19 protein-coding genes and 1 pseudogene are annotated in these 22,621 nt (G+C 71.9%); 10 read left to right on the top strand and 10 right to left on the bottom strand.

The window, feature by feature from the left end:
• Positions 1–145: 145 nt before the first annotated feature.
• The 3 genes from CLV30_RS12185 to CLV30_RS12195 all read left to right on the top strand — a co-directional run bounded on the left by CLV30_RS12185 (position 146) and on the right by CLV30_RS12195 (position 4,997).
• Positions 146–766: a phospholipase A2 family protein gene (locus tag CLV30_RS12185; protein WP_106537468.1), complete on the top strand. Its 621-nt coding sequence runs from the start codon at positions 146–148 to the stop codon at positions 764–766.
• On the top strand, positions 763–2,055 hold the full coding sequence (locus CLV30_RS12190; protein WP_106537469.1) for an acyltransferase family protein: 1,293 nt from the start codon (positions 763–765) through the stop codon (positions 2,053–2,055). The genes CLV30_RS12185 and CLV30_RS12190 overlap by 4 nt, the downstream gene beginning before the upstream one ends.
• A 137-nt stretch (positions 2,056–2,192) precedes the next feature.
• Complete coding sequence (locus CLV30_RS12195) at positions 2,193–4,997, top strand: aconitate hydratase (RefSeq protein ID WP_129710986.1); 2,805 nt, start codon at positions 2,193–2,195, stop codon at positions 4,995–4,997.
• A 12-nt stretch (positions 4,998–5,009) separates the two neighbouring features.
• On the opposite strand, the gene CLV30_RS12200 is transcribed toward CLV30_RS12195, so the two are convergent.
• Both CLV30_RS12200 and CLV30_RS12205 read right to left on the bottom strand, forming a co-directional pair.
• Entirely contained in the window at positions 5,010–5,477 is a 468-nt protein-coding gene (locus tag CLV30_RS12200; RefSeq protein ID WP_129710987.1) for a hypothetical protein, read from the bottom strand.
• A 65-nt stretch (positions 5,478–5,542) separates the two neighbouring features.
• Complete coding sequence (locus CLV30_RS12205; protein ID WP_106537472.1) at positions 5,543–6,010, bottom strand: hypothetical protein; 468 nt, start codon at positions 6,008–6,010, stop codon at positions 5,543–5,545.
• Positions 6,011–6,169: 159 nt separating this feature from the next.
• Here CLV30_RS12205 and dxs point away from each other — a divergent pair, with 159 nt between their 5' ends.
• Positions 6,170–8,104 (top strand): 1-deoxy-D-xylulose-5-phosphate synthase, encoded by a 1,935-nt coding sequence (gene dxs, locus CLV30_RS12210; RefSeq protein WP_106537473.1) that lies wholly within the window; start codon positions 6,170–6,172, stop codon positions 8,102–8,104.
• A complete protein-coding gene (locus CLV30_RS12215) occupies positions 8,101–9,198 on the top strand; it encodes an AI-2E family transporter (RefSeq protein WP_106537474.1) in 1,098 nt (365 codons plus the stop codon). The genes dxs and CLV30_RS12215 overlap by 4 nt, the downstream gene beginning before the upstream one ends.
• 9 nt (positions 9,199–9,207) lie before the next feature.
• Here CLV30_RS12215 and CLV30_RS12220 read toward each other — a convergent pair whose 3' ends face one another.
• From CLV30_RS12220 to CLV30_RS12230, 3 genes are all read right to left on the bottom strand, one after another.
• Positions 9,208–11,319: a 3-hydroxyacyl-CoA dehydrogenase NAD-binding domain-containing protein gene (locus tag CLV30_RS12220; protein WP_106537475.1), complete on the bottom strand. Its 2,112-nt coding sequence runs from the start codon at positions 11,317–11,319 to the stop codon at positions 9,208–9,210.
• Positions 11,319–12,542 carry a thiolase family protein gene (locus tag CLV30_RS12225; protein WP_106537476.1) on the bottom strand — a complete coding sequence of 408 codons (1,224 nt, stop codon included), beginning with the start codon at positions 12,540–12,542 and terminating at the stop codon, positions 11,319–11,321. The genes CLV30_RS12220 and CLV30_RS12225 overlap by 1 nt, the downstream gene beginning before the upstream one ends.
• A gap of 89 nt (positions 12,543–12,631) precedes the next feature.
• Positions 12,632–13,339: a DNA alkylation repair protein gene (locus CLV30_RS12230; RefSeq protein WP_106537519.1), complete on the bottom strand. Its 708-nt coding sequence runs from the start codon at positions 13,337–13,339 to the stop codon at positions 12,632–12,634.
• A 93-nt stretch (positions 13,340–13,432) separates the two neighbouring features.
• On the opposite strand from CLV30_RS12230, the gene CLV30_RS12235 reads away from it, so the two are divergent.
• Positions 13,433–14,836 (top strand): protoporphyrinogen/coproporphyrinogen oxidase, encoded by a 1,404-nt coding sequence (locus tag CLV30_RS12235; RefSeq protein WP_106537477.1) that lies wholly within the window; start codon positions 13,433–13,435, stop codon positions 14,834–14,836.
• On the opposite strand, the gene CLV30_RS12240 is transcribed toward CLV30_RS12235, so the two are convergent.
• Both CLV30_RS12240 and CLV30_RS12245 read right to left on the bottom strand, forming a co-directional pair.
• Positions 14,833–16,038, bottom strand: a complete 1,206-nt coding sequence (locus tag CLV30_RS12240) for a ribonuclease D (RefSeq protein WP_106537478.1) — start codon at positions 16,036–16,038, stop codon at positions 14,833–14,835. The genes CLV30_RS12235 and CLV30_RS12240 overlap by 4 nt on opposite strands.
• Positions 16,035–16,637 carry a DUF3000 domain-containing protein gene (locus CLV30_RS12245; RefSeq protein WP_205740773.1) on the bottom strand — a complete coding sequence of 201 codons (603 nt, stop codon included), beginning with the start codon at positions 16,635–16,637 and terminating at the stop codon, positions 16,035–16,037. The genes CLV30_RS12240 and CLV30_RS12245 overlap by 4 nt, the downstream gene beginning before the upstream one ends.
• A 68-nt stretch (positions 16,638–16,705) precedes the next feature.
• Between CLV30_RS12245 and hemE the strand changes: the two genes are divergently transcribed.
• Positions 16,706–17,767 (top strand): uroporphyrinogen decarboxylase, encoded by a 1,062-nt coding sequence (gene hemE, locus CLV30_RS12250; protein WP_106537480.1) that lies wholly within the window; start codon positions 16,706–16,708, stop codon positions 17,765–17,767.
• On the opposite strand, the gene CLV30_RS12255 is transcribed toward hemE, so the two are convergent.
• A complete protein-coding gene (locus CLV30_RS12255) occupies positions 17,743–18,603 on the bottom strand; it encodes a DUF4349 domain-containing protein (protein ID WP_106537481.1) in 861 nt (286 codons plus the stop codon). The genes hemE and CLV30_RS12255 overlap by 25 nt on opposite strands.
• Positions 18,604–18,717: 114 nt before the next feature.
• Between CLV30_RS12255 and hemG the strand changes: the two genes are divergently transcribed.
• Positions 18,718–20,148 (top strand): protoporphyrinogen oxidase, encoded by a 1,431-nt coding sequence (hemG, locus tag CLV30_RS12260; RefSeq protein WP_205740774.1) that lies wholly within the window; start codon positions 18,718–18,720, stop codon positions 20,146–20,148.
• A complete protein-coding gene (gene hemQ / locus CLV30_RS12265) occupies positions 20,145–20,861 on the top strand; it encodes a hydrogen peroxide-dependent heme synthase (protein WP_106537483.1) in 717 nt (238 codons plus the stop codon). The genes hemG and hemQ overlap by 4 nt, the downstream gene beginning before the upstream one ends.
• 14 nt (positions 20,862–20,875) lie before the next feature.
• Here the strand turns inward: hemQ and CLV30_RS12270 are convergent, their stop codons facing one another.
• Entirely contained in the window at positions 20,876–21,472 is a 597-nt protein-coding gene (locus CLV30_RS12270) for a CGNR zinc finger domain-containing protein (protein WP_106537484.1), read from the bottom strand.
• A gap of 92 nt (positions 21,473–21,564) precedes the next feature.
• On the opposite strand from CLV30_RS12270, the gene CLV30_RS12275 reads away from it, so the two are divergent.
• Complete coding sequence (locus tag CLV30_RS12275) at positions 21,565–22,410, top strand: alpha/beta fold hydrolase (protein WP_205740776.1); 846 nt, start codon at positions 21,565–21,567, stop codon at positions 22,408–22,410.
• 29 nt (positions 22,411–22,439) lie between these two features.
• Here the strand turns inward: CLV30_RS12275 and CLV30_RS26965 are convergent.
• Positions 22,440–22,621, bottom strand: a pseudogene (locus CLV30_RS26965) (hypothetical protein); the annotation flags it as partial.

Raw genomic sequence — 22,621 nt, forward strand, 5'->3', positions numbered from 1 at the left:
GCTCCGGGGAGGGACGCCGGCCCGTGCCCGGTCCCCCGGGGGTGACAGCCGAAACGGCTCTGCGGTGCGACGACGTGCCGCGGCCGCGTCCATAGCGTCCGTCCTGGCCCGCCGGATCGCCCGGCCGGACGAGGAGGGGTGCCCCATGGTGTGGACGCGGTTGGGAGCCGTCGCCGCGGCGATCGCGGCGGCCTTCGTGCTGACCGGCGCCGGTCAGGTCTCGCCGGCCACGTCGGGGCCCGAGAACGCCGCTGCCGCGCGGGCCGTCGCCGTGTTGACCGGCCGCGCCGCCGGCGACGTGCCGGCGGTGATTCCGGCGGACTTCGCCGACGTCATGGGGTACGAACCCGTGACGGTGACGGACGCCGGCGGTGCGGTGCGGGTGCTTGATCCGTCGGGCGAGTGCTCCTCGCCCGTAGGAACCGCAGGCTACGACTTCGCGCAGGCCTGTCGCGTGCACGATTTCGGCTACGACCTCCTCAGGTATGCCGTCGAGCGCGGCGGCGAGCTGGGGCCTTGGGCGAGGATGGCCATCGACGACCAGTTTGGTGCCATGCTGCGGGCACGGTGCGACAGCGACGGCGGGGGAGCGCCCTGCCATGCCGCGGCGGCGCTCACGCTCGGCGCGGTGAAGATGAACTCCTGGCGGCAGGGATACGGTCAGCCGGGTGACGAGGACCCTGTCCCGTACATCGTCGCGGGCCTGCTGCTCGTGTCGGCGTGCGTCGGTCCGCCGCTCGTGCGCCGGCTCTGGGGTCTCGGATGAACGCTGGACGCGACCGCTTCGTGGATGCGCTGAGGGCGGCGAGCCTCGTGGCGGTAGCGGTGGGCCATTGGCTGATGGCCACCATGGTCGTGGTCGACGGCGAGGTACACGGGGCGAACGCCTTGGATTCGATCGCGGCGTTGCGGCCGGCGACGTGGCTCCTGCAGGTGATGCCGCTGTTCTTCATGGCCGGCGGATTCTCGAACGCGCTGGTGTGGCGCCGGACGGTGCGCCGAGGCGGCGGCTATACCGAGTTCGTGCGCAGCCGGGTGCACCGGCTGACGCGCCCGGCGATGGCCTTCGCGGTGATCACGCCGACCGTGCTGGGCCTCGCACTGCTCACCGGTCTGCCGGAGCAACAGGTCGGGCTGGTCGGCGAGTTGCTGGGCGGACCGCTGTGGTTCCTCGGCGTCTACGTCCTGGTGACGGCGCTGGCTCCGTTGATGCTGCGATGGCATGGACGTTCGCCGGTCGCGGCGGCCGTAGCCCTGGCGGTGGCGGCCGCGACCGTGGATGTGGTCCGGATGGAGGTGGCTGGCGGTGTCGGTTACCTGAACTTCGCGTTCGTGTGGCTGTTCGCGCAGCAGGTGGGGTTCTGGTACGTCGACGGCCGGCTCGCACGGGTGACGCGGAAGGTCGCGTGGATCGTCCTCGCGGCCGCGTGCGTGGCGCTGCTCGTGCTGACTGGATTGGGGCCGTACCCGGTCAGCATGGTCGGGCTGACCGGAGAGATGTCGAACATGGCGCCGCCGTCGGTGTGCCTGCTGGTGCTGGCGCTCGCGCAGGCGGCGGCATGCGTGCTGGCGCGTCCGCGCGTGAACGCGTGGCTGGAGCGGACACGGCCGTGGGCGGCGGTCGTGGCCTGCGGCTCCAGGGCCATGACGATCTACCTGTGGCATCTGCCGGTTCTCGTGGCGGCGTTCGCGATGATGCTCGCCGCCGGGGTCACGCCGCCCGCACCGGGGAGCACCACGTGGTGGCTCAGCAGGCCGGTCTGGGTCGTCGCACTGGCGGCGATGCTGGCTGCCGTGTCGATGCCGCTCGCGCGCTGGGAGCGCGCCGTGCCGGCACGGGGCGGTTCACCGGGGGGTGTCGCCGTGGCGTGCCTGGGTGTGGCGCTGGTGTCGCTGGGGCTGTTCGGCCTCACCCTCGGTGGTCTGGCCGATCCGGAGACGACCTGGCCCAGCGTCGCCGGCGTGTTGGCCGGGCGGGTGCTCGTCGGCACGGTGGGCGCGGCGTGCGGGTATCCGTCACAGGGTGACGGAAGCGCGCGAGACCGTGTATCTTGAGGTCAAGAGAGCTTGTCGTCCGCCGGTGCGTTAGGTGACCCTCAGCGGGTGTCGGGTCAGGCGAGTGGGCGACGATGTGTGACAGCGCCGCGGCCGATGATGGCCGCGATACGGCGGACGAGAGGTTGGGATCGAACGTGACCGGCAAGGACAGCTTCGGCGCCAAAGCGTCGCTTCAGGTGGGCAATGACACGTACGAGATCTACAGGCTCGCCGCCGCGGGCGACGTCGGACGCTTGCCGTACAGCCTGAAGGTCCTGCTGGAGAATTTGCTGCGCACGGAGGACGGCGTCAACATCACCGACGAGCACGTCCGCGCGCTGGTCGACTGGGACTCCACGGCACAGCCGGACACCGAGGTCCAGTTCACCCCCGGCCGCGTCGTCATGCAGGACTTCACCGGCGTGCCGTGCGTCGTCGACCTGGCGACCATGCGTGAGGCGATGAGCGCGCTCGGCGGCGACCCGGACCGGATCAATCCGCTGGCCCCGGCCGAGTTGGTCATCGACCACTCGGTGGTCGCCGACGTGTTCGGTGCGCCGGACTCGTTCACCCGCAACGTCGAGCTGGAGTACGGCCGCAACAAGGAGCGCTACCAGTTCCTCCGCTGGGGCCAGACCGCCTTCGACGACTTCAAGGTGGTGCCGCCGGGCACCGGCATCGTGCACCAGGTCAACATCGAGCACCTGGCCCGCACCGTGATGACACGGACGCAGAACGGCAAGACCGTCGCCTACCCGGACACGCTGGTCGGCACCGACAGTCACACGACGATGGTCAACGGCCTCGGCGTGGTCGGCTGGGGCGTCGGCGGCATCGAGGCCGAGGCGGCGATGCTGGGCCAGCCGGTCAGCATGCTGATCCCGCGGGTCGTCGGCTTCAAGCTGTCGGGCCGGCTGCCCGACGGCGCCACCGCGACCGACCTGGTGCTGACCATCACCGAGAAGCTTCGTGAGCACGGCGTCGTCGGCAAGTTCGTCGAGTTCTACGGCCCTGGCGTGTCCGAGGTGCCGCTGGCCAACCGGGCAACCATCGGCAACATGAGCCCCGAGTACGGCTCGACCATCGCGGTGTTCCCCATCGACGACGAGACGATCCGCTACATGCGCCTGACGGGACGCTCGGAGGAGCAGGTCGCGCTCGTCGAGGCGTACGCGAAGGAGCAGGGCATCTGGCACGACCCGGACGCCACGCCCGATTACTCTGAGTACCTCGAGCTCGACCTCGCCAGCGTCGTGCCGTCCATCGCCGGGCCGAAGCGTCCGCAGGACCGGGTGTCGCTGACCGACGCGAAGCCGGCGTTCCGCACCTCGTTGCACGACTACGTCGAGCACGAGGAGGTCCCGCACACCGATCTGGACGACGCGGTCGAGGAGACCTTCCCGGCCAGCGACCCGGTCGCGGTGCACCCCGGCAACGGTGGCGAGTCTCCGCACGAGCTGGTCAGCGCGGCCAGCGGCGCGGACGGTCGCGCCTCCGCGCCCACCCGGGTGACGCTCGACGACGGCACCGAGTGCGAGATCGACCACGGTGCGGTCGTCATCGCCGCGATCACCAGCTGCACCAACACGTCGAACCCGTCGGTCATGGTCGGCGCCGCGCTCGTCGCGAAGAAGGCCGTCGAGCGCGGCCTGGCGCGTAAGCCGTGGGTCAAGACGACGCTGGCGCCGGGTTCCAAGGTCGTCATGGACTACTACGACCGGGCCGGGCTGACGCCGTACCTCGAGAAGCTCGGCTTCCACCTGGTCGGCTACGGCTGCACCACCTGCATCGGCAACTCCGGGCCGCTGCCGGAGGCGGTGTCGGCCGCGGTCAACCAGAACGACCTGTCCGTCGTCTCGGTGCTGTCGGGCAACCGGAACTTCGAGGGCCGCATCAACCCGGACGTCAAGATGAACTACCTGGCCTCGCCGCCGCTGGTGGTGGCCTACGCGCTGGCCGGGTCGATGGACGTCGACATCACCACCGAGGCGCTGGGCACCGACGCCCAGGGCGAGCCGGTGTACCTCAGCGACCTGTGGCCGACGCCGGCCGAGATCGAGGAGGTCGTCGACTCCGCGATCGCCAGCGAGATGTTCACCCGCGACTACGCGGACGTGTTCGCCGGCGACGACCAGTGGCGCGCGCTGCCGACCCCGGAGGGCAACACGTTCCAGTGGGACCCGGAGTCGACCTACGTCCGGCGCCCGCCGTACTTCGAGGGGATGGGCGAGCAGCCCGAGCCCGTGCGGGACATCGCGGGAGCGCGGGTCCTGGCCAAGCTCGGTGACTCGGTGACCACCGACCACATCAGCCCGGCGGGCGCCATCAAGGCCGACTCGCCGGCGGGGGAGTACCTCGCGGCGCACGGTATCGCTCGCCGCGACTTCAACTCCTACGGGTCCCGCCGGGGCAACCACGAGGTGATGATCCGCGGGACGTTCGCGAACATCCGGCTGCGCAACCAGCTCGCGCCCGGTACCGAAGGCGGATTCACCCGCAACTTCGCCGGCGACGGCGAGGTCACGTCGATCTACGACGCCTCGGTCGCCTACGCCGAGGCCGGGACGCCGCTGGTCGTGCTGGCCGGCGAGGAGTACGGGTCGGGCTCGTCACGGGACTGGGCGGCCAAGGGTACGGCCCTGCTCGGGGTGCGCGCGGTACTGGCGCGGTCGTACGAGCGCATCCACCGGTCGAACCTCATCGGCATGGGGGTGCTTCCGTTGCAGTTCCCCGCGGGCGAGGACGCGGAGTCGCTCGGCCTGACCGGCGAGGAGACGTTCGACGTCACCGGGATCGAAGCGCTCAACTCCGGCGAGATCCCCGAGACCGTGCACGTCACGGCGTCGGGCCCCGGTGGCGTGGTGGAGTTCGACGCCACCGTGCGCATCGACACCCCCGGCGAGGCGGACTACTACCGGCACGGCGGCATCATGCAGTACGTGCTGCGCAGCCTGCTCTGAGCGAGCTCGGCCTCAGGTGTCGCCGTTCGCGTCCCGCGCGGCGACGTCCTCGCGGTCGCCGGCTCCGCGCCGGCGACCGCCCATGGCCAGCACGCCCACCAGCATGACGATCAGGGCGCCGGCACTGACCCAGAACCCGGTCTGCAGATCACCGGCGCCCACGTCCAGCTCGTCGTCGGTCAGTTGCATGACGGCCCACAGCACGATCGCCGCGGCGCCGACCAGCCACCCCAGCACCAGGATGAAGCGCGAGAGCAGCAGTGCGCCCAGCACGCCGAGGAGGCCGGTGACCACGAACGGCACGGCCATCGAGTTCCAGTACGACGACGCCTCGTCGACGACGTCGGCCTGATAGATCCGCTCCAGGGGCAGCTCCTGGGCCGGCCGATCGCCGGACCAGTCCAGGTACACGCCCGCCGCGGCGCCGAGTGCGCCGAGAGCGGCGACGACGGCGCCGGTCACACGTCGGCGAGTGACCACGGGAACCACCTCCCCCGACGAGGTCCCTTGTGATCACCATGCCACGCGAAACGCGGCGTTGCACGTCACTCCGGGGGTTCGTCGTCGAAGACGGACAGCGGCGCCTCGACCTCCTCGCGCCGCGGCCCCATGACCGCGATGCCGATGAGCAACAGCACCAGCCCGCCCACGCACAGCCAGCGGCCGTAGTCGAGCGTCGCGTCCGGCGGCGCCTGGTCGGTCGCTTGCCCGATCAGCCGCATGATCCACCACAGCGCGATCGTGGCGACACCGGTCAGCCAGGCCAGCCCCAGCAACAGGCGGGACCTGACCAGCCCGCCCAGCACGCCGACGGCGCCGAGCACCGCCAGCGGCGCCGCGACCGACTCCCAGTACCCGGACGCGACGCCGTCCTCGCCGGCGCGCACGAGCTGGGTGATGGGCAGCTCGTGCGGTGCGCGACCGTCGTACCAGCGCACGTAGGCGCTGCCGGCACACACGAGTGTCGCGGCCGCGCCCGTGATCGCCCCGATGGTCCGCCGTCCCAGCCGCATCGTCGTCGCTCCGTCCGCACTCGTGTGTCCCGGCCCCGGAAGGGTAGTGGGCCGGGTAGGCGAGCTCAACACGACGCGACGGAGGACACCTGGCACGTGATCACGCGGGGCCGGGCATCTACACTCGAGCTTCGGCACCTTTTGCGATGAGGAGGCGGCGTGGGAGTGCTCGACCGTATCACCGACCCGCGTGTGCTGCGGGGTCTCTCCGATGCCGAGCTGGAGTCGCTGGCGGCGGAGATCCGGGACCGGCTGGTGTCGACGGTCGCGCGTACCGGCGGGCATCTCGGGCCGAACCTCGGCGTGGTGGAGCTGACCATCGCGGCGCACCGGGTGTTCGACTCGCCCCGCGACCCGGTGGTCTTCGACACCGGGCACCAGGCGTACGTGCACAAGATGCTCACCGGCCGGCAGAACGATTTCGACCGGCTGAAGCAGGCCGGGGGCCTGTCCGGTTATCCCAGCCGCGCCGAGAGCGAGCACGACTGGGTCGAGAACTCGCACGCGTCCACCGCGCTGTCCTACGCCGACGGCATGGCCAAGGCGTTCGCAGTGCGCGGCGAGAGCGAGCGCACGGTCGTGGCCGTCATCGGCGACGGAGCGCTGACCGGCGGTATGGCCTGGGAGGCGATCAACAACATCGCCGACGGCCCGCAGACCGGGCCCGGGCGGCGCCCGCTGGTCATCGTGGTCAACGACAACGGGCGGTCGTATTCACCCACCGTCGGCGGCCTGGCCAAACGGCTGACCGGGCTGCGCACCGACCCGCGCTACGAGCAGGCCCTCGAGGTGGTCAAACGCACGCTCGGCCGCACCGCGCTGGTGGGCCAGCCGCTGTACGAGGCGCTGCACGGCGTGAAGAAGGGCCTCAAGGACCTGCTGGCGCCGCAGGGGATGTTCGAGGACCTCGGCCTGAAGTACATCGGCCCCATCGACGGGCACGACCGTGCGGTGGTCGAGCAGGCACTGATCCAGGCCAAGGGGTTCGGCGGGCCGGTGCTGGTGCACTGCCTGACGCAGAAGGGCTACGGCTACGAGCCGGCGCTGCGCGACGAGGTCGACCAGATGCACGGTCCCGGCCCGTTCGATCCGGCGACCGGGCGGCCGGCCGGCAGCCCGAGCCGGCAGTGGACGGACGTGTTCAGCGACACGATGGTCGCGGCGGGACGCGAACGGTCCGACGTGGTGGCGATCACGGCCGCGATGCTCGGGCCCACCGGCCTCGAGGCGTTCGCCCGCGCGTTCCCGGACCGCTGCTTCGACGTCGGCATCGCCGAACAGCACGCGACCACGTCGGCCACCGGAATGGCCATGGCCGGCCTGCACCCCGTCGTGGTCCTGTACGCGACGTTCCTGAACCGCGCGTTCGACCAGATCCTGATGGATTGCGCGCTGCACCGGGCCGGCGTGACGTTCGTGCTGGACCGGTCCGGGGTCACCGGCACCGACGGGCCGTCGCACAACGGCATGTGGGACATGTCGATCCTGCAGCCCGTACCCGGCCTGCGCATCGCGGCGCCGCGCGACGGCACACGGCTGCTCGAACAGTTCGCCGAGGCGCTGGACGTCGACGACGCACCCACGGTGGTGCGCTACCCGAAGGGCTCGGTGCCGCAGGACGTCGAGGCGCTCGAACGTGTCGGCGGGGTGGACGTGCTGACACGGGCGGAGACCGAGGACGTTCTGCTGGTCGCGGTGGGCGCGATGGCCGGTGCCGGCGTCGACGCGGCCGAGCGGCTGGACGCCCAGGGCGTCGGCGTCACGGTCGTGGACCCGCGGTGGGTCAAGCCGGTCGACGAGGCGCTGGTGGACCTCGCCCGGCGACATCGGCTGGTGGTCACGGTCGAGGACAACGGGCGTGTCGGCGGCGTCGGCTCGGCCGTCGCCCAGGTGCTGCGCGACGCCGGTGCGGACGTCCCGATCCGCGACTTCGGCATCCCGCAGCGGTTTCTCGACCACGCCAAGCGCGACGAGATCCTCGCCGACGTCGGGCTCACCGGGCAGGGTCTGGCGCGTGAGGTGTCCGGGCTCGTCGCGGCGCTGGACAGCGACACCGAGGCCGGGGACGACGCCACGTCGACGGTCCGGCCGTGAGCGAGTCCGCACCACCGCAGAACCGTCGCGGGCCGGACTGGCTGCGCGACGAGGCGATCATCGCCGGGCGGCTGCTGGTCATCGGCCTGGCGGTCGCCGCGGCGATCTGGCTGGCGATGCAGATCCAGTTCATCGCGGTGGCCGTCATGCTCGGTTTCGCCGAGGTGGCGCTGCTGTGGCCGCTGGCGCGATGGCTGCGGCGCAGGCGCGTCCCCGCGGTGCTGGCGGCGATGTTCTGCGTGCTGTTGTTCCTGGCGTTCTTCGCCGGGCTGGTGGTCTTCGTCATCACCGAGGTCGTCAACTCGTGGCCGTCGATGGTCCGTGCCATCACCGGCTCGGTGACCGAGATCAACGAATGGCTCGAGCAGGGCCCGTTCGGCATGGACACCCAGAACGTCCAGGACCTGCTGGACGACCTGCGGTCGAGGCTCGGTGACGTCCTGGGCAACATCACCAGCGCGGCCGCCACCGGGCTGTCGGTGGTCGGCAACTTCGTCACCGTCATCCTGATCGCGACGTTCTTCGCCATCTTCGCCCTGACCAGCGGCGACAAGTTGTGGAACCAGTTCCTGCAGGCGCTGGAGCCGCGGCACCGGGTGCCCGCGGACGCGTCGTTCCGGGCGGCGATGAAGACCGCCGGCAACTGGTTCTACGCCTCGACGATGACCGGCCTCGTCGACGGCACGCTCATCGGCATCGGGCTGCTGATCCTGGACGTCCCGCTGGCGGTGCCGATCGGCGCGCTGACGTTCCTGATGGCCTACGTCCCGCTGGTGGGGGCGACCCTCGCCGGTGCGGTGGCGGTGCTGGTGGCGCTGTTCTCCGGCGGCTTCGGCACGGCGGTGTGGGCGCTGGTCATCGTGATCGTGGTCCAGCAGGTCGAGGGCAACGTCCTGGCGCCGCTGCTGATGTCGCGGGCGCTGAACTTCCACCCGCTGATCGTGCTGGTGCTCACGACCGGTGCGGCGGCCGCGTTCGGCCTGGTCGGCCTGTTCCTGGCGGTCCCGGTGACCGGAGCGATCGCCTCCGCGGTGCTGGCGTGGAGGCGATCGAAACGGTCCCAGCGCGTCGTCGACGACATCGTCCTGCGGTAGCCGGCTTGCTCACGGCTGCTGCGGGCTGGCCACCCCCGGCGGCAGGAAGCGCGTGCCGGTGGTCTGCTCGGACGCGCCGCTGCGGTCGAGGTACGGCGTGATGCCGCCCAGGTGGAACGGCCAGCCCGCGCCGAGCAGCATGCACAGGTCGATGTCCTGCGCCTCGGCGACCACGCCCTCGTCGAGCATCAGCCGGATCTCCTGCGCCACGGCCGCCATCGCGCGGGCGCGGGCCTGCTCGGCGGTCAGCACCCGGTCGCCCTGCCAGAACAGCGCGGCCGTGTCGTCGTCGAGGTACGGCTGGCCCTGCTCGTTCCACGACCACAGCCCCGGTTTGCCGGCGTCGACGAGCCGGCGCAGGTTGTCCGAGACCGTGAACCGGTCGGGGAACGCCTCGTGCAGCGTCTCGTTGACGTGCAGGACGACGGCCGGGCCGACCAGCTGGAGCAGCACGAACGGCGACATCGGCAGGCCCAGGGGAGCGAGGGCCCGGTCGGCGACCTCCACCGGCGTGCCCTCGTCGGCCACCGCGTTGATCTCGCTCATCAGCCGGATCAGCACCCGGTTGACGACGAACCCCGGCGCGTCCTTCACCAGCACGCAGGACTTCTTCAGCGTCTTGCCGACGGCCAGCGCGGTGGCGAGCGTCTCGTCGTCGGTGCGCTCGGCCCGGACGACCTCGACCAGCGGGAGCACCGCGACCGGGTTGAAGAAGTGGAACCCGACGACACGCTCCGGGTGCCGCAGCTCGGTGGCCATCTCGCTGACCGACAGCGACGAGGTGTTGGTCGCCAGCACGCACGTCGGCTCGACGATCTCTTCGAGCTCGGCGAAGACCTGCTGCTTGATCTTCATCTCCTCGAAGACCGCCTCGATGACGAAGTCCGCGTCGGCGAACACGGACTTGTCGGTGGAGCCGGAGACCAGCGCCTTGAGGCGGTTGGCCTGGTCGGACGAGATGCGGCCCTTGCCGAGCAGCTTGTCGATCTCGGCGTGCACGTACCCGACCCCGCGCTCGACGCGTTCGGCGTCGAGGTCGGTCAGTACGACTGGGACCTCCAGCCGGCGGACGTAGAGCAGGGCGAGCTGGCTGGCCATCAGCCCGGCGCCGACGACGCCGACCTTCGTCACCGGCCGGGCCAGGTCACTGTCAGGAGCGCCGGCGGGCCGCTTGGCGCGGCGCTGGGTCAGGTCGAACGCGTAGACGCCGGAACGCAGCTCGTCACTCATGACCAGGTCGCCGAGCGCCTCGTCCTCGGCGGCGAACCCCTCGTCGCGGGTGGACGTGCGCGCTGCCGCGATCAGGTCGAGGGCGCGGTACGGCGCCGGCGCGGCCCCGTTCACCTTGGCGTCGGCGACCGCGCGCCCGCGGGTCACCGCCTGATCCCACGCCTCGGCGGTACGCGGCACGTCCGTGCGCTCGACCGTGACGTCCCCGCGCAGCACCTTCGCCGCCCACAGCAGCGACTGCTGCAGATAGTCGGCGCCCTCGAACGCGACGTCGGCGATCCCGAGCTCGGCCACCTGCGGGCCCTTGAGCATGCGGTTCTGGTTCAGGGCGTTCTCGATGACGACCGTGACCGCGGCGTCCGGGCCGATCAGGTGGGGCAGCAGCCAGGCGCCGCCCCACCCGGGGATCAGGCCCAGGAACACCTCGGGCAGCGCGATGCCCTGCGCCGCGCGGGAGATCGTACGGTACGTGCAGTTCAGCGCGACCTCGAGGCCCCCGCCGAGGGCCATGCCGTTGATGAAGCCGAAGGTGGGAACCGGCCCGTCGCCGAGCTTGCCGAAGACGCGGTGGCCCAGCCGGGCGAGCTGCACGGCCTGGTCACGCTCGGTCACCAGAGCCATGCCCTTGAGGTCGGCGCCCGCGGCGAGGATGAACGGCTTGCCGGTGACGGCGACGGCGACGACGCCCGGCTCGGCGTAGGCGGCGTCGATCGCGCGTTCGAGCTCGAGCAGGGACGCCGGGCCGAGCGTGTTCGGCTTGGTGTGGTCGGCGCCGTTGTCGAGCGTGATGAGCCCGGCCTTGCCCGCCCCCAGCGGGAGCTCGACGAAGCGCAGGTGGGCGCTGGTGACGACCTCGTCGGGAAAGAGCGAGTTGAAGTCCGTTCCGGCCATCAGGCAGCTGCCTCCTCGTACTCGGCGTGATGCGGGTTCTCCCAGACGACGGTGCCGCCCATGCCCAGGCCCACGCACATGGTGGTGACGCCGTAGCGCACCTCGGGGTGGTCCTCGAACTCGCGGGCCAGCTGGTTCATCAGGCGTACGCCCGAGGACGCCAGCGGATGGCCGACGGCGATGGCGCCGCCGTAGGGGTTGACCCGCGGGTCGTCGTCGGCGATGCCGTGGTGGTCCAGGAACGCCAGCACCTGGACGGCGAAGGCTTCGTTGATCTCGAACAGGCCGATGTCGTCCATGCCCAGCCCGGCCTTGGCGAGGGCCTTCTCGGTGGCCGGCAGCGGACCGGTGCCCATGAACTCGGGCTCGACGCCGGCGAAGGCGTACGAGATCATCCGCATTTTCGGCGCGAGGCCCAGTTCGGCGGCGGTGTCGGCGCCGGTGAGCATGGCCGCGGTGGCGCCGTCGTTCAGCCCGGCGGAGTTGCCGGCGGTGACGCGGCCGTGCGGGCGGAACGGGGTCTTCAGCTCGGCGAGGTCGGCGGCGGTGGTGCCCGGCCTGGGCGGCTCGTCGGCCGTGGCCAACCCCCAGCCGTGCTCGGTGCTGCGGGTGGCGACGGGCACCAGGTCCGGCTGGATCTTGCCGTCGGCGTAGGCCTTCGCCAGCTTCGCCTGGCTGGCCGCGGCGTACGCGTCGGCGCGTTCGCGGGTCAGGTGCGGGAACCGGTCGTGCAGGTTCTCCGCGGTGTTGCCCATGACCAGTGCGGACGGGTCGACGAGCTGCTCGGCGAGGAACCGCGGGTTCGGATCGACCCCGTCGCCCATCGGGTGGTGGCCCATGTGCTCGACGCCGCCGGCGACGACGACGTCGTAGGCGCCGACGGCGATGCCGCCCGCGGTGGTGGTCACCGCGGTCATGGCGCCGGCGCACATCCGGTCGATGGCGAAACCGGGCACGCTGCGCGGCAGCCCGGCCAGCACCGCGGCGCTGCGCCCGATGGTCAGCCCCTGGTCGCCGGTCTGCGTGGTCGCGGCCACGGCGACGTCGTCGACCCTGTCGGGCGGCAGGGAGGGGCTGCGGCGCATCAGCTCACGGATGCAGGAGACGACGAGGTCGTCGGCACGGGTCTCGTGGTACATCCCCTTCGGTCCGGCCTTGCCGAACGGGGTGCGGACGCCGTCGACGAAGACGACGTCGCGGACAGGCCTTGCGGGACGAGGCACCTGGCCCTCCTCGGTCGTGCGAGTGGGAACGTGGCACCGATGCTACTCGTCGGTAACCATGGTCGTGAAGCGGGTTCCGGTGACCCGGGTCACGTGCCCGGGCCGACGACGCGCAGCGCCTCCCGCCGCGACAACGCGGACAGCCGCCGTCCGGACCGGGCGACGAACGAGCGCACCCAGTCCGGGTCGGTGCGCGAGTGCTGGCGAAGCGCCCAGCCGATCGCTTTGCGCAGGAAGAAGTCGGGGTCGTCGACGGAGGCGAGCACGCACGAGGCCAGCAGTTCGACGTCGACGTCCTCGTTGGCCCCGACCTGGCAGATGACCGCGGCCCGGCGGCGCCACCGGTCGTGATCGCGGCTCCAGGCCAGGACGGCCGGGGTGACCGTGGCACGGTGTGCGGTGAGGACCGGTCCGACCGAGTGGATCGCGACGTCGTCGACGAGGTCCCACCACGCCCCGGTGACGATCATGTGCTCGAACAGCCCGAGTACGTCGGCGGAGCGCGCCCACGTCCGGTACGGCGGAGCCTGCGCCAGCTGGATCGCCGCGTAGCGCTCCTCACGGTGCTCGGCGCCGTCCCAGAGCTCGCGCACCGTGGCCTCCCAGCAGTGGGGATCGCCGAGGACACGCTGACGCAGCAGCGGGCGCAGGGCGCGCACACGGTCCGGCTTCGGCACCCCGAGGAACGGCATCTCGGACTTCATGTACGCGCGCATCGGCGCGGCCTTCGCGGGGTCGGCCGCCGTCCGCAGCGCCGCGCGGATGTCGGCCACGAGCTCGCTGTCCGCGGTGCTCACGGCGCCCACCGTAGACGGCCGGGCAGTCGGACGCGGTCAAATCCCGGGAGGGGAGGTGTGTGAGGCGGCGTGGAGGATAGGCTGATCAGCCACATGGCCGGATCGTACGACCTCATCGTCATCGGCGCGGGTCCCGCGGGGCTCGCCGCCTCGTGGCGCGCTGCCCAGCGCGGCATGAAGGTGGCCCTGCTCGAGCGCGCCGACCACGTCGGAGGGCTCGCCGCCTCGTTCGACGTCGTAGGTGTGCGCGTCGACCAGGGCTCGCACCGCCTCGACCCGCACGCTCCGCCGGAGCTGCTGACGGACCTGCGCGGCCTGCTCGGCGACGACCTGCAGCAACGCCGGCGCAGCAGCCGCATCCGGGTCGGGGACGAGTGGCTGAGCCTGCCGTTCCGCGCCGACGAGGTGAGCCGCCGGCTGCCCGCGTCGCTGCTGGCGCGGGTGGCCCGCGACTCCGCGTTGTCGGCGTTCCGCCGCGCGGAGTCGGACACCTACGCCGGGGTGGTCCGTTCCCGTGTCGGCTCCGCGCTGTACGACGCCGTGTACGGGCCGCTGGCGGAGAAGTTCTGGGGGATGTCCGGCGAGAACATCAGCGCCGAGCACGCCCGCCGGCACACTGCCCGGCTCGGCACCTGGCGGGTGGCCGCGCGGGCGCTGACGCGTGGCCGCCGCGGGCGCGCCGACGTCGGCGGCTACTACTACCCCCGCACCGGCTTCGGCGAGCTGGTCGAGACGCTGTCGTCGGCGGCCACCGACAGCGGCGTCGACATCCGCACCGAGGCCGAGGTGGACCGGGTCCGGGTCACCGAGGACGAGGTCGAGGTGACCACACAGGACGGCGACGCCATCACCGGCGGACTGGTGTTCTCGACGCTGCCGCTGCCGGTGCTCGCCCGCATCGCCCGCCCGGCTCCGTCGCTCACGTCGATCGAGTCGTCCGCGCGGCTGCGCTACCGCGCCATGATCCTGGTCTACGTCGTGCACCGGGGTGGACGGTGGACCCGGCACGACTCGCACGACATCCCGGACCCACGCACGCCGGTCGCGCGCATCTCCGAGCCGGTGAACTACCGCGACAACCCGGACGATCCGACCGACCGGACGGTGCTGTGCGCGGAGATCCCGTGCTCGATGACCGACGAGGTGTGGGGCCTGGACGACGAGTCGCTGGCCGACCTCGTCGACGAGACCCTGGGTCTGACCGGCCTGCCCGGTGTCGACCGGATGCACGTCGAGACGCGCCGGATCGGGCAGGTCTATCCGATCTACCGCGCCGGCTACGAGCGCGACTTCAGCGACGTGGACACCTGGGCGCGGATGATCCGCCGAGTGGTCACACTCGGGCGGCAGGGCCTTTTCGTCCTGGACAACATCGACCAGGCACTGCTCATGGCCTACGACGCCGTGGACGCGATCCGCGACGACGGCCGCTTCGACCGGTACGCGTGGACGGTCGCCCGCGAGCGGTTCCACCGCTCCACGGACCCGCCGGTCTAGGCGGCCGCGAACGCCTCGGCGACCGCGGCGGCGGTGAGCTGGATCTGCCACTCGCGCGCGCCCCGCTTGCGGAACGCCTCGGCCACCGCGTCCTCCGTCGGCGGGTCCGGCGGCTCCCACGCCGCGCGGCGCAGCGTGTCCGGCGTCAGCAGGTTCTCGACCGGCAACTCGTGGGCCTCGGCGATCTCGACCACGCTGGCTCGCGCGGCCGCGAGCCGGACCGCCGCGTCGGGCTGGCGGTTCGCCCAGGACCGCGGCGGAGGCGGGCCGTCGTACGGGGCGGTCTGCGGCGGAAGCTCGGCCTCCGGCAGCCGCCTGGCCTCGGACACCGCGGCGTACCAGCGGCCGGTCTCGCGGCGTTGCGCGCGGCCGCGGAACACCGGCATGGCCGCCAGCGCCTCCTGCGTGGTCGGCATGGTCAGCGCAGCGTCGATGATCGCGGCGTCGGGCAACACCCGGCCGGGGGAGAGGTCGCGCTGTTCGGCGAGCGAGTCGCGGGCGTACCACAGCGCCCGGACGACCGCGAGCCTGCGGCGGTCACGGATGCGGTGCAGGCCGGACGTGCGCCGCCACGGGTCCGTGCGCGGCTCCGGCGGGTCGGCGTTGACCAGTGCCGCGAACTCCTCGTGGGCCCACGCGAGCTTGCCCGCGGCGCGCAGCTGCTCCTCGAGCGCGTCGCGCAGCTCGATCAGCAGCTCGACGTCGAGCGCGGCGTAGCGCAGCCACTCGTCCGGCAGCGGGCGGGTGGACCAGTCGGCGGCGGAGTGGCCCTTCTCGAGCGCGAACCCCAGCACGCTGTCGACCAGCGGCCCCAGCCCCACCCGGGGAAGTCCGAGCAGCCGGCCGGCCAGCTCGGTGTCGAACAGCATCGTCGGGCGCATCCCCACCTCCGCCAGGCAGGCGAGGTCCTGGGACGCGGCGTGCAGCACCCATTCGGCGTCGGCGAGAGCGTCACCGAGGGGGGACAGATCGGGAACGCCGATGGGGTCGATCAGTGCGGTGCCCGAGCCGTTCCGGCGCAGCTGGATCAGATAGGCACGGTGTCCGTACCGGTAGCCCGACGCCCGTTCGGCGTCCACTGCCACCGGGCCGCCCGCGGAGCTGAACCGGCTCAGCACCGTGTCCAGCGCGGCTCGCTCGTCCACGATGTCGGGCAGACCGTCTCGTGGCGCGAGTAGGGGTGTGGAATCTTCCGACGTCAACGGCTCCGCCTCGTGCGCTTCTGCGGGATGGCAACGACCCCGGTGGGCAAGGGTACCAACCCTGCCGCGGTGGTCAGCGCATCGCCCCAGGCCAGCGCATGTGGCATCAGTTCGCCGTCGAGCGGGGTCCACGAGGCGCGGATCTCGATCTCGGCCGTGGCGGTCTCGTCGGCCATGCCGCCGAAACCCTCCGACGACACCCTGGTGACGGTGCCGCTGGGCGCGGTGAACGGCGCCGAGCGGTTGGTCAGGGCGTCGATCATCCAGCTCCAGCCGACGGCGGGGAGCAGCGGGTCGCTGCCCATCTCGAGCTCCAGGCTCGCGCGGACGTACGTGACCAGGCGAAACTCGCCGTGCCAGGCCTCCTGGCCCGCCGGGTCGTAGAGCAGAACGAGACGGCCGGTCGCGGTAGGGTCGTCATCGTCCGACTCGACGAAGACGTCCGCGCTCAACGCGTGCGTGTGCGGCGCCAGCCGCTTCGGTGCCGGTGTCTCCTCGAGGTGGACCTCGGGGCGGAACTGCGCCGAGTGCAACGTCTCCACCGCGTGCGCGAAAACACCCGACACCCCCGGCTGGAGGCCTTCGGTGCTCCTTGCCACAATCTGAAGACTAGGCCCGTTTGCCCGCGCCGTCAGCGAGCCACGCCCGGCGTGCGACGATCGGTGATGTGACCGTGACCTCCGAGCAGCACCCTACCGAGCCCTCCGGACCATCCAGCAGTCTGTTCGTCCGGGCCTGCCGTGGCGAGCGAGGCCCGCGCGCACCGGTCTGGTTCATGCGCCAGGCCGGCCGTTCACTGCCGGAGTACCGCCGTGTGCGCGAGGGCGTGCCGATGCTGGAGTCCTGCGCTCGCCCGGACATGGTCACCGAGATCACCATGCAGCCGGTGCGCCGCTACGGGGTGGACGCGGCGATCTTCTACTCCGACATCGTGGTGCCGCTCAAGGCGATCGGCGTCGACGTCGACGTGAAACCCGGCGTCGGTCCGGTGCTCGGCGCGCCGATCAGGTCGCGGGCCGACCTGGACCAGTTGCGCCCGCTCGAACCGGACGACGTGCGGTTCGTCGACGAGTCGGTGCGCGCGCTGGTCGACCAGCTCGGCGAGACGCCGCTGATCGGATTCGCCGGCGCCCCGTTCACGCTGGCCTCGTACCTGGTCGAAGGCGGGCCGTCGAAACACCACGAGGTCACCAAGGCGCTGATGCACAGCGACCCCGAGCTGTGGCACGACCTGCTGTCCAGGGTGGCCGCGATCTCCGCCGCTTTCCTCGGCGTCCAGGTGGCCGCCGGCGCGTCCGCGGTGCAGCTGTTCGACTCGTGGGCAGGCGCGCTGTCCGCGCGCGACTACGCTCGCGTCGTCCAGCCGTACAGCGCGCGGGTCCTGGACAGCGTCGGCACCGTGCCCCGCATCCACTTCGGCGTCGGGACCTCGGAGTTCCTGCCGCTGATGGCCGAGGCCGGCGCCGACGTCGTCGGCGTCGACTGGCGGCTGCCACTGGACGAGGCGGCACACCGGGTTCCCGGCAAGCCCGTGCAGGGCAACCTGGACCCGGCCCTGCTCGGCGCCGACCCGGCGGTGGTCGACGCCGAGGTCGACCGCATCCTGGCCGAGGGCCGCGGCGCCCCGGCGCACGTGTTCAACCTGGGCCACGGCGTGCTGCCCGACACCGACCCGGACGTCCTCGCGCGCGTCGTCGAACGGGTTCAGGCGGCCGGCGCCCCGGGCTGACGGCGCCGCCGCACGAGCACCAGTGCCGGATAGCCCACGGCCGCGGCCAGGACGGCGAATGGCAGGACGGCGCCGAGCGCGGTCAGCGCGAACGCGCCGGCCGACACGAAGGCGTCCCATCCGCCGCCGAGCCCGGCGAGAAAGCCGCGGTCGTCATCGCCCGGCGACTGCGCCGACGGGGCGTGCAGCTCGACGGTCACCGTGGCCAACGACGTCTGCTGGGCCAGCTGCTCCTGACGGGTCAGCAGCGCGTCCAGGTCGGCCTCGCGCTTGCTCAGCTCGCGTTCGACGGCGATGACGTCGGAGAGGTCGCCGGCTTCGTCCAGCAGCGTGCGCAGCCGCTCGATGCTCGCGCGCTGTGAAGTGACCCGTGACTCGGTGTCGACGACCTCCTGCGTGACGTCCTCGGCGCTGCGGGTGCGGTGGGTGACCTCGCCGAGCTCGGTGAGCCGCTCGAGCGCGGCGTCGAGATCGTCGGCCGGGACACGCAGCGTGAGCGTCGCGTGCTCGTCGCCCGTCCGGCGTTCGTCGGCGACCAGCCCGCCGGCGCCGGTCGCGATGTCGGCCGCCCGCTGCGCGGCCGCCGGGACGTCGTCGGCGCGGATGGACAGGTCCACCGTGTGGATGACGTGTCGCTGCGCCGCGGACATCGCGGCCTGATCGATGACACCGCCGGAGTCGTCCGACGAAGCCGCCTGTTCATCCGGCGCGGCTGCTTCGGGAGCCGCCTCACCCGAGCCTCCGGCGGCCGAGTCGGCGGTCTCGCTCTCCCCGCCGCTGCATCCGGCCAGGACCGCGAGCACGAGCGCCGCGGCGCCGATCGTCGTTCTTCTCATCGTGACCTCCCTCGACACCGGTGTGACGCCGGATCGTGGGTGGCGGTTGCGGCCGCGGCGGTCACGATCGGGACACGGAGCGGGCGGCGGGACGGTGTCTGGGATCCTGGGAGAGTGACAGCTGAGGATGCGGCCCCGCGGGTCGCGGTGGTCGGCGGCGGCATCAGCGGACTGGCGGCGGCGTGGTTCCTGCGCCGGGCGCTGGGCGAGACGGCGCAGATCGTCGTGTACGAGAAGCGCCGCGACGTCGGCGGGCACCTGCGCGTGGCCGAGGTCGCCGGCCACCCTGTCGACCAGGGAGCGGAGGCGCTGCTGGCGCGGCGGCCCGAGGCCCTCGAGCTGGCCGAGGCGGTGGGCCTGGCCGCCGACCTGGAGCACCCGGCGCAGCTCGGCGCCGGGTTGTGGATCGGTGCCGGCGTCCGCGCGATGCCGACGGGCACGGTCATGGGCGTGCCCGACGACCCGGTGCGCCTGGCCGGAGTGCTCGACGCCGCCGAGGTCGAGCAGGCGGCCGTGGCGGACCGCGGGGCCGGAATGCCCATCGACGGCGACGTCGCGGTCGGGAGGCTGGTGCGGTCCAGGTTCGGCGCCGCCGTCGCCGACCGGATGGTCGAGCCGATGCTGGGCGGCGTGTACTCCGGACACGCGGACGAGCTCTCGCTCGACGCGACGGTGCCGGCACTCGGCGAGGCCGCCCGGAGCGCGTCGTCGCTCGGGGCCGCGGTCGCAGCGGTGCGCTCGGGCGGTGCACGTGAACAACAGGCCGGCCCGGTGTTCGCGGGTGTTCGCGGCGGCGTGGGCCGGCTTCCGTCGGCCGTGGCGGCCGCCTCCGGCGCAACGGTGCGCACCGACGTGACCGTCCGCGAGCTGCACCGCACCCCGTCCGGCTGGCGGCTGGTGACCGGGCCGGTGCCGAGCCCTGCGACGGACGACGTCGACGCCGTCGTCGTCGCCACTCCGCCCGCGCCCGCGTCCAGGCTGCTCGCCGGGGCCGTGCCGGCCGCGGCGTCCGAGCTCGGCGGGATCGAGGCGGCCAGCATGGCGATCGTCACTCTCGCGGTGCCGCGCTCGGCGTTCGCGGCACCACCCAGCTCGTCGGGGTTCCTCGTGCCGCCTGCGCAAGGCCGGACGGTCAAGGCGGTGACCTACTCGTCGGTGAAGTGGCCGTGGCTGGGCCGCAGCAGCGGTGATCTCGTGCTGCTGCGTGCGTCGATCGGCCGGCATCGCGAGGTCGGCGAGCTGCAACGCGACGACGCCGAACTCGTCGACGCGGTCCGCGCCGACCTGCGCGAGGCCGCTGGGCTGACCGGGGACCCGGTCGACACCCGGGTGACACGGTGGGGCGGTGCTCTCCCGCAGTACGCCGTGGGCCACGTCGACCAGGTCGCACGGATCCGCGCGTCCGTCGCGGCCGTGCCGGGCTTGTCGGTGTGCGGCGCCGCGTACGACGGCGTGGGCGTCCCGGCGTGCATCGCCGCGTCCCGCGCCGCCGCGGACAGGGTCGCCGACGAGCTGGCGGGCGCTCGTGCCAGGATCGGGTCATGACCGACACCGCACCATCGGCCAAGGGCCGCAAGGCTCGCGAGCTGAACGACACCATCCGGTACACGATGTGGTCGGTGTTCCGCCTGCGCGAGCCGTTCGGAGACGCCGCCGCCCGCGACGCTGCCGGTGCCGAGGCCGAGAAGCTGTTTGCGACGCTGGCAGGCGAGGACGTCGTCGTCCGCGGGACCTACGAGCTCTCCGGGCTGCGGGCGGACGCCGACCTGCTGATCTGGTGGCACGCATCCGAGGTGGAGCAGTTGCAGTCGGCCTACCAGCGGTTCCGCAGGACCTCGCTGGGCACCCGGATGGATCCGGTGTGGTCGCAGACCGCACTGCACCGCCCGGCGGAGTTCAACAAGAGCCACATCCCGGCGTTCCTGGCCGACGAGGAGCCGCGCGGCTACGTCTGCGTGTATCCGTTCGTCCGCTCCTACGAGTGGTACCTGCTGCCGGACGACGAGCGGAAGGCGATGCTCGCCGAGCACGGGCAGATGGCGCGCGGCTACCCGGACGTGCGGGCCAACACGGTCGCATCGTTCGCGCTGGGCGACTACGAGTGGATGCTGGCCTTCGAGGCGGACGAGTTGCACCGCATCGTCGACCTGATGCGCCACCTGCGCGGCTCGGAGACACGCCGCCACGTCCGCGAGGAGGTGCCGTTCTACACCGGGCGTCGGCGGCCCGTCGCCGACCTGGTGGCCGCGCTGCCGTAGTCGGGGCGTGGTGTTCATCGTTGCTGGTGTCGTTCGACCTTGGCCCGGTTGCCGCAGGTCGCCATGGAACACCAGCGTCGCCGCCTGGTCGGTGACGGATCCAGGAACAGCCACGAACATCGCCCGCAGACACTGATCTGGGATCGTTGGTCGCCGGCCAGCAGTGTCCCGCTCGTCAGAGCCAGCCTCCGTGCGAGGACTCGCAGCCCTGTCTCCGCCACGTCGACGGCCCACGCCGGCCGGGTACGGAACCGCTCCGACAGCTCTGCGGCGCTGTAGGCCGTCATGATGTCGGACTTGACGCGGTCGCGGACCCGTGGCTCGCACCGGACGTTCTCGACACCGGCCACGAGGAACGCGTGCAGCGCTTCGCGCTGGGCACGCAGTTCCGCGAGCGCCTCGTTCGCCTGCGTCGGATGGCGTTCCGCACGAGCCAGCAAGAACTCTCGCTCGGCGCTGTCGAGCAGGTTGCCCGCGTGAGCCCAGTCGGCGGCGTCGGCGAACTCGCGCAGGTGCTCGACGTCCCGGTCCTTCGTGCGCCCGCCGACCGTGTTGACGAAGTCGAGTGCCGGGTGACCACCGAGGAAGGACTCGGGTGACCAGCTCGCCATGCTTCCCTCCAGCACAACGTCGACGCCGTGTTGACAGTCCAGTGTGGCTGCCACCACGATACTAACCAGATTTTCGATGAAAGGGGTTAGTTTTGCCTGAGGTGCTGACGCGCGGGTCGTGGGATGTGCCGGCCAGCTTCGACTTCCATGGACAGGAGGTCCGCCATGGCGCTGTGGGGGAGGGCGAGCCGTTGGTACTGCTGCACGGCACGCCCTTCTCGTCGGTGGTCTGGCGGCGTATCGCGCCGGAGTTGGCGCGGAACCGTCGGGTGTACTACTTCGACCTGCTCGGTTACGGCCGCTCCGAGAAGCGGGACGGCCAAGACGTCTCGCTGGCGGTACAGAATCAGGTGTTCACCGCGCTGCTGGACCACTGGAACGTGGACGTGCCGGACGTGGTCGCCCACGATTTCGGGGGAACCACCGCGTTGCGAACGCACCTGCTCGATGGGCGCGACTACAGATCCCTGACGCTGATCGACCCTGTTGCGCTCAGCCCGCACGGGTCCGCGCTCGTGCAGACCGCCAGGCGGCACCCGGACGCGCTCGCCGAGCTGCCCGGGTACATCCACGAGGCGATCCTGCGCGCCTACATTGCCGGCGCGGTACACCGCATGCTGACCGAGGACGAGATGAGCCGCTATCTGGAGCCCTGGCTGGGAGATCAAGGACAGGCCGCGTTCTATCGCCAGATCGCCCAGATGGACGATCGGCACACCGACGAGATCCAGGACCGCTACCACGAGGTTCGCTGTCCGGTGACGATCCTCTGGGGCGAGCACGACAACTGGGTCCCGGTCGACAGAGGTCACACCCTCGCCGGCCGCATCCCCGATGCCGGGTTGCGGACCGTCCCGGAGGCCGGCCACCTGCTTCCCGAGGATGCCCCCGAGGTCGTGGTGGCTACCGTGCTCGACTTCCTCACCCGCGGCGCGTGAGGTCGTTTCACTCACGGTCCGTCCGCGGATCAGAACGGTGCGGTCTCGGCTGGTTCGGCTGGCCGGTCGCGAGCGAGTCGTTTCACGAGCGGTCCGATGGTTTCGGGTTCGACGGGGTACTGGTGTCCGGCTGGGGTGGTCCACCAGGTGGTGCCGTGGGTGTCGGTGTGGATGCGGTAGCTGTGGTGGGTCTTGCCGAGGTGGTGTCCGG

The sequence above is a fragment of the Haloactinopolyspora alba genome, from assembly GCF_003014555.1.
In the GTDB taxonomy this organism is placed as follows: Bacteria; Actinomycetota; Actinomycetes; order Jiangellales; family Jiangellaceae; genus Haloactinopolyspora; species Haloactinopolyspora alba.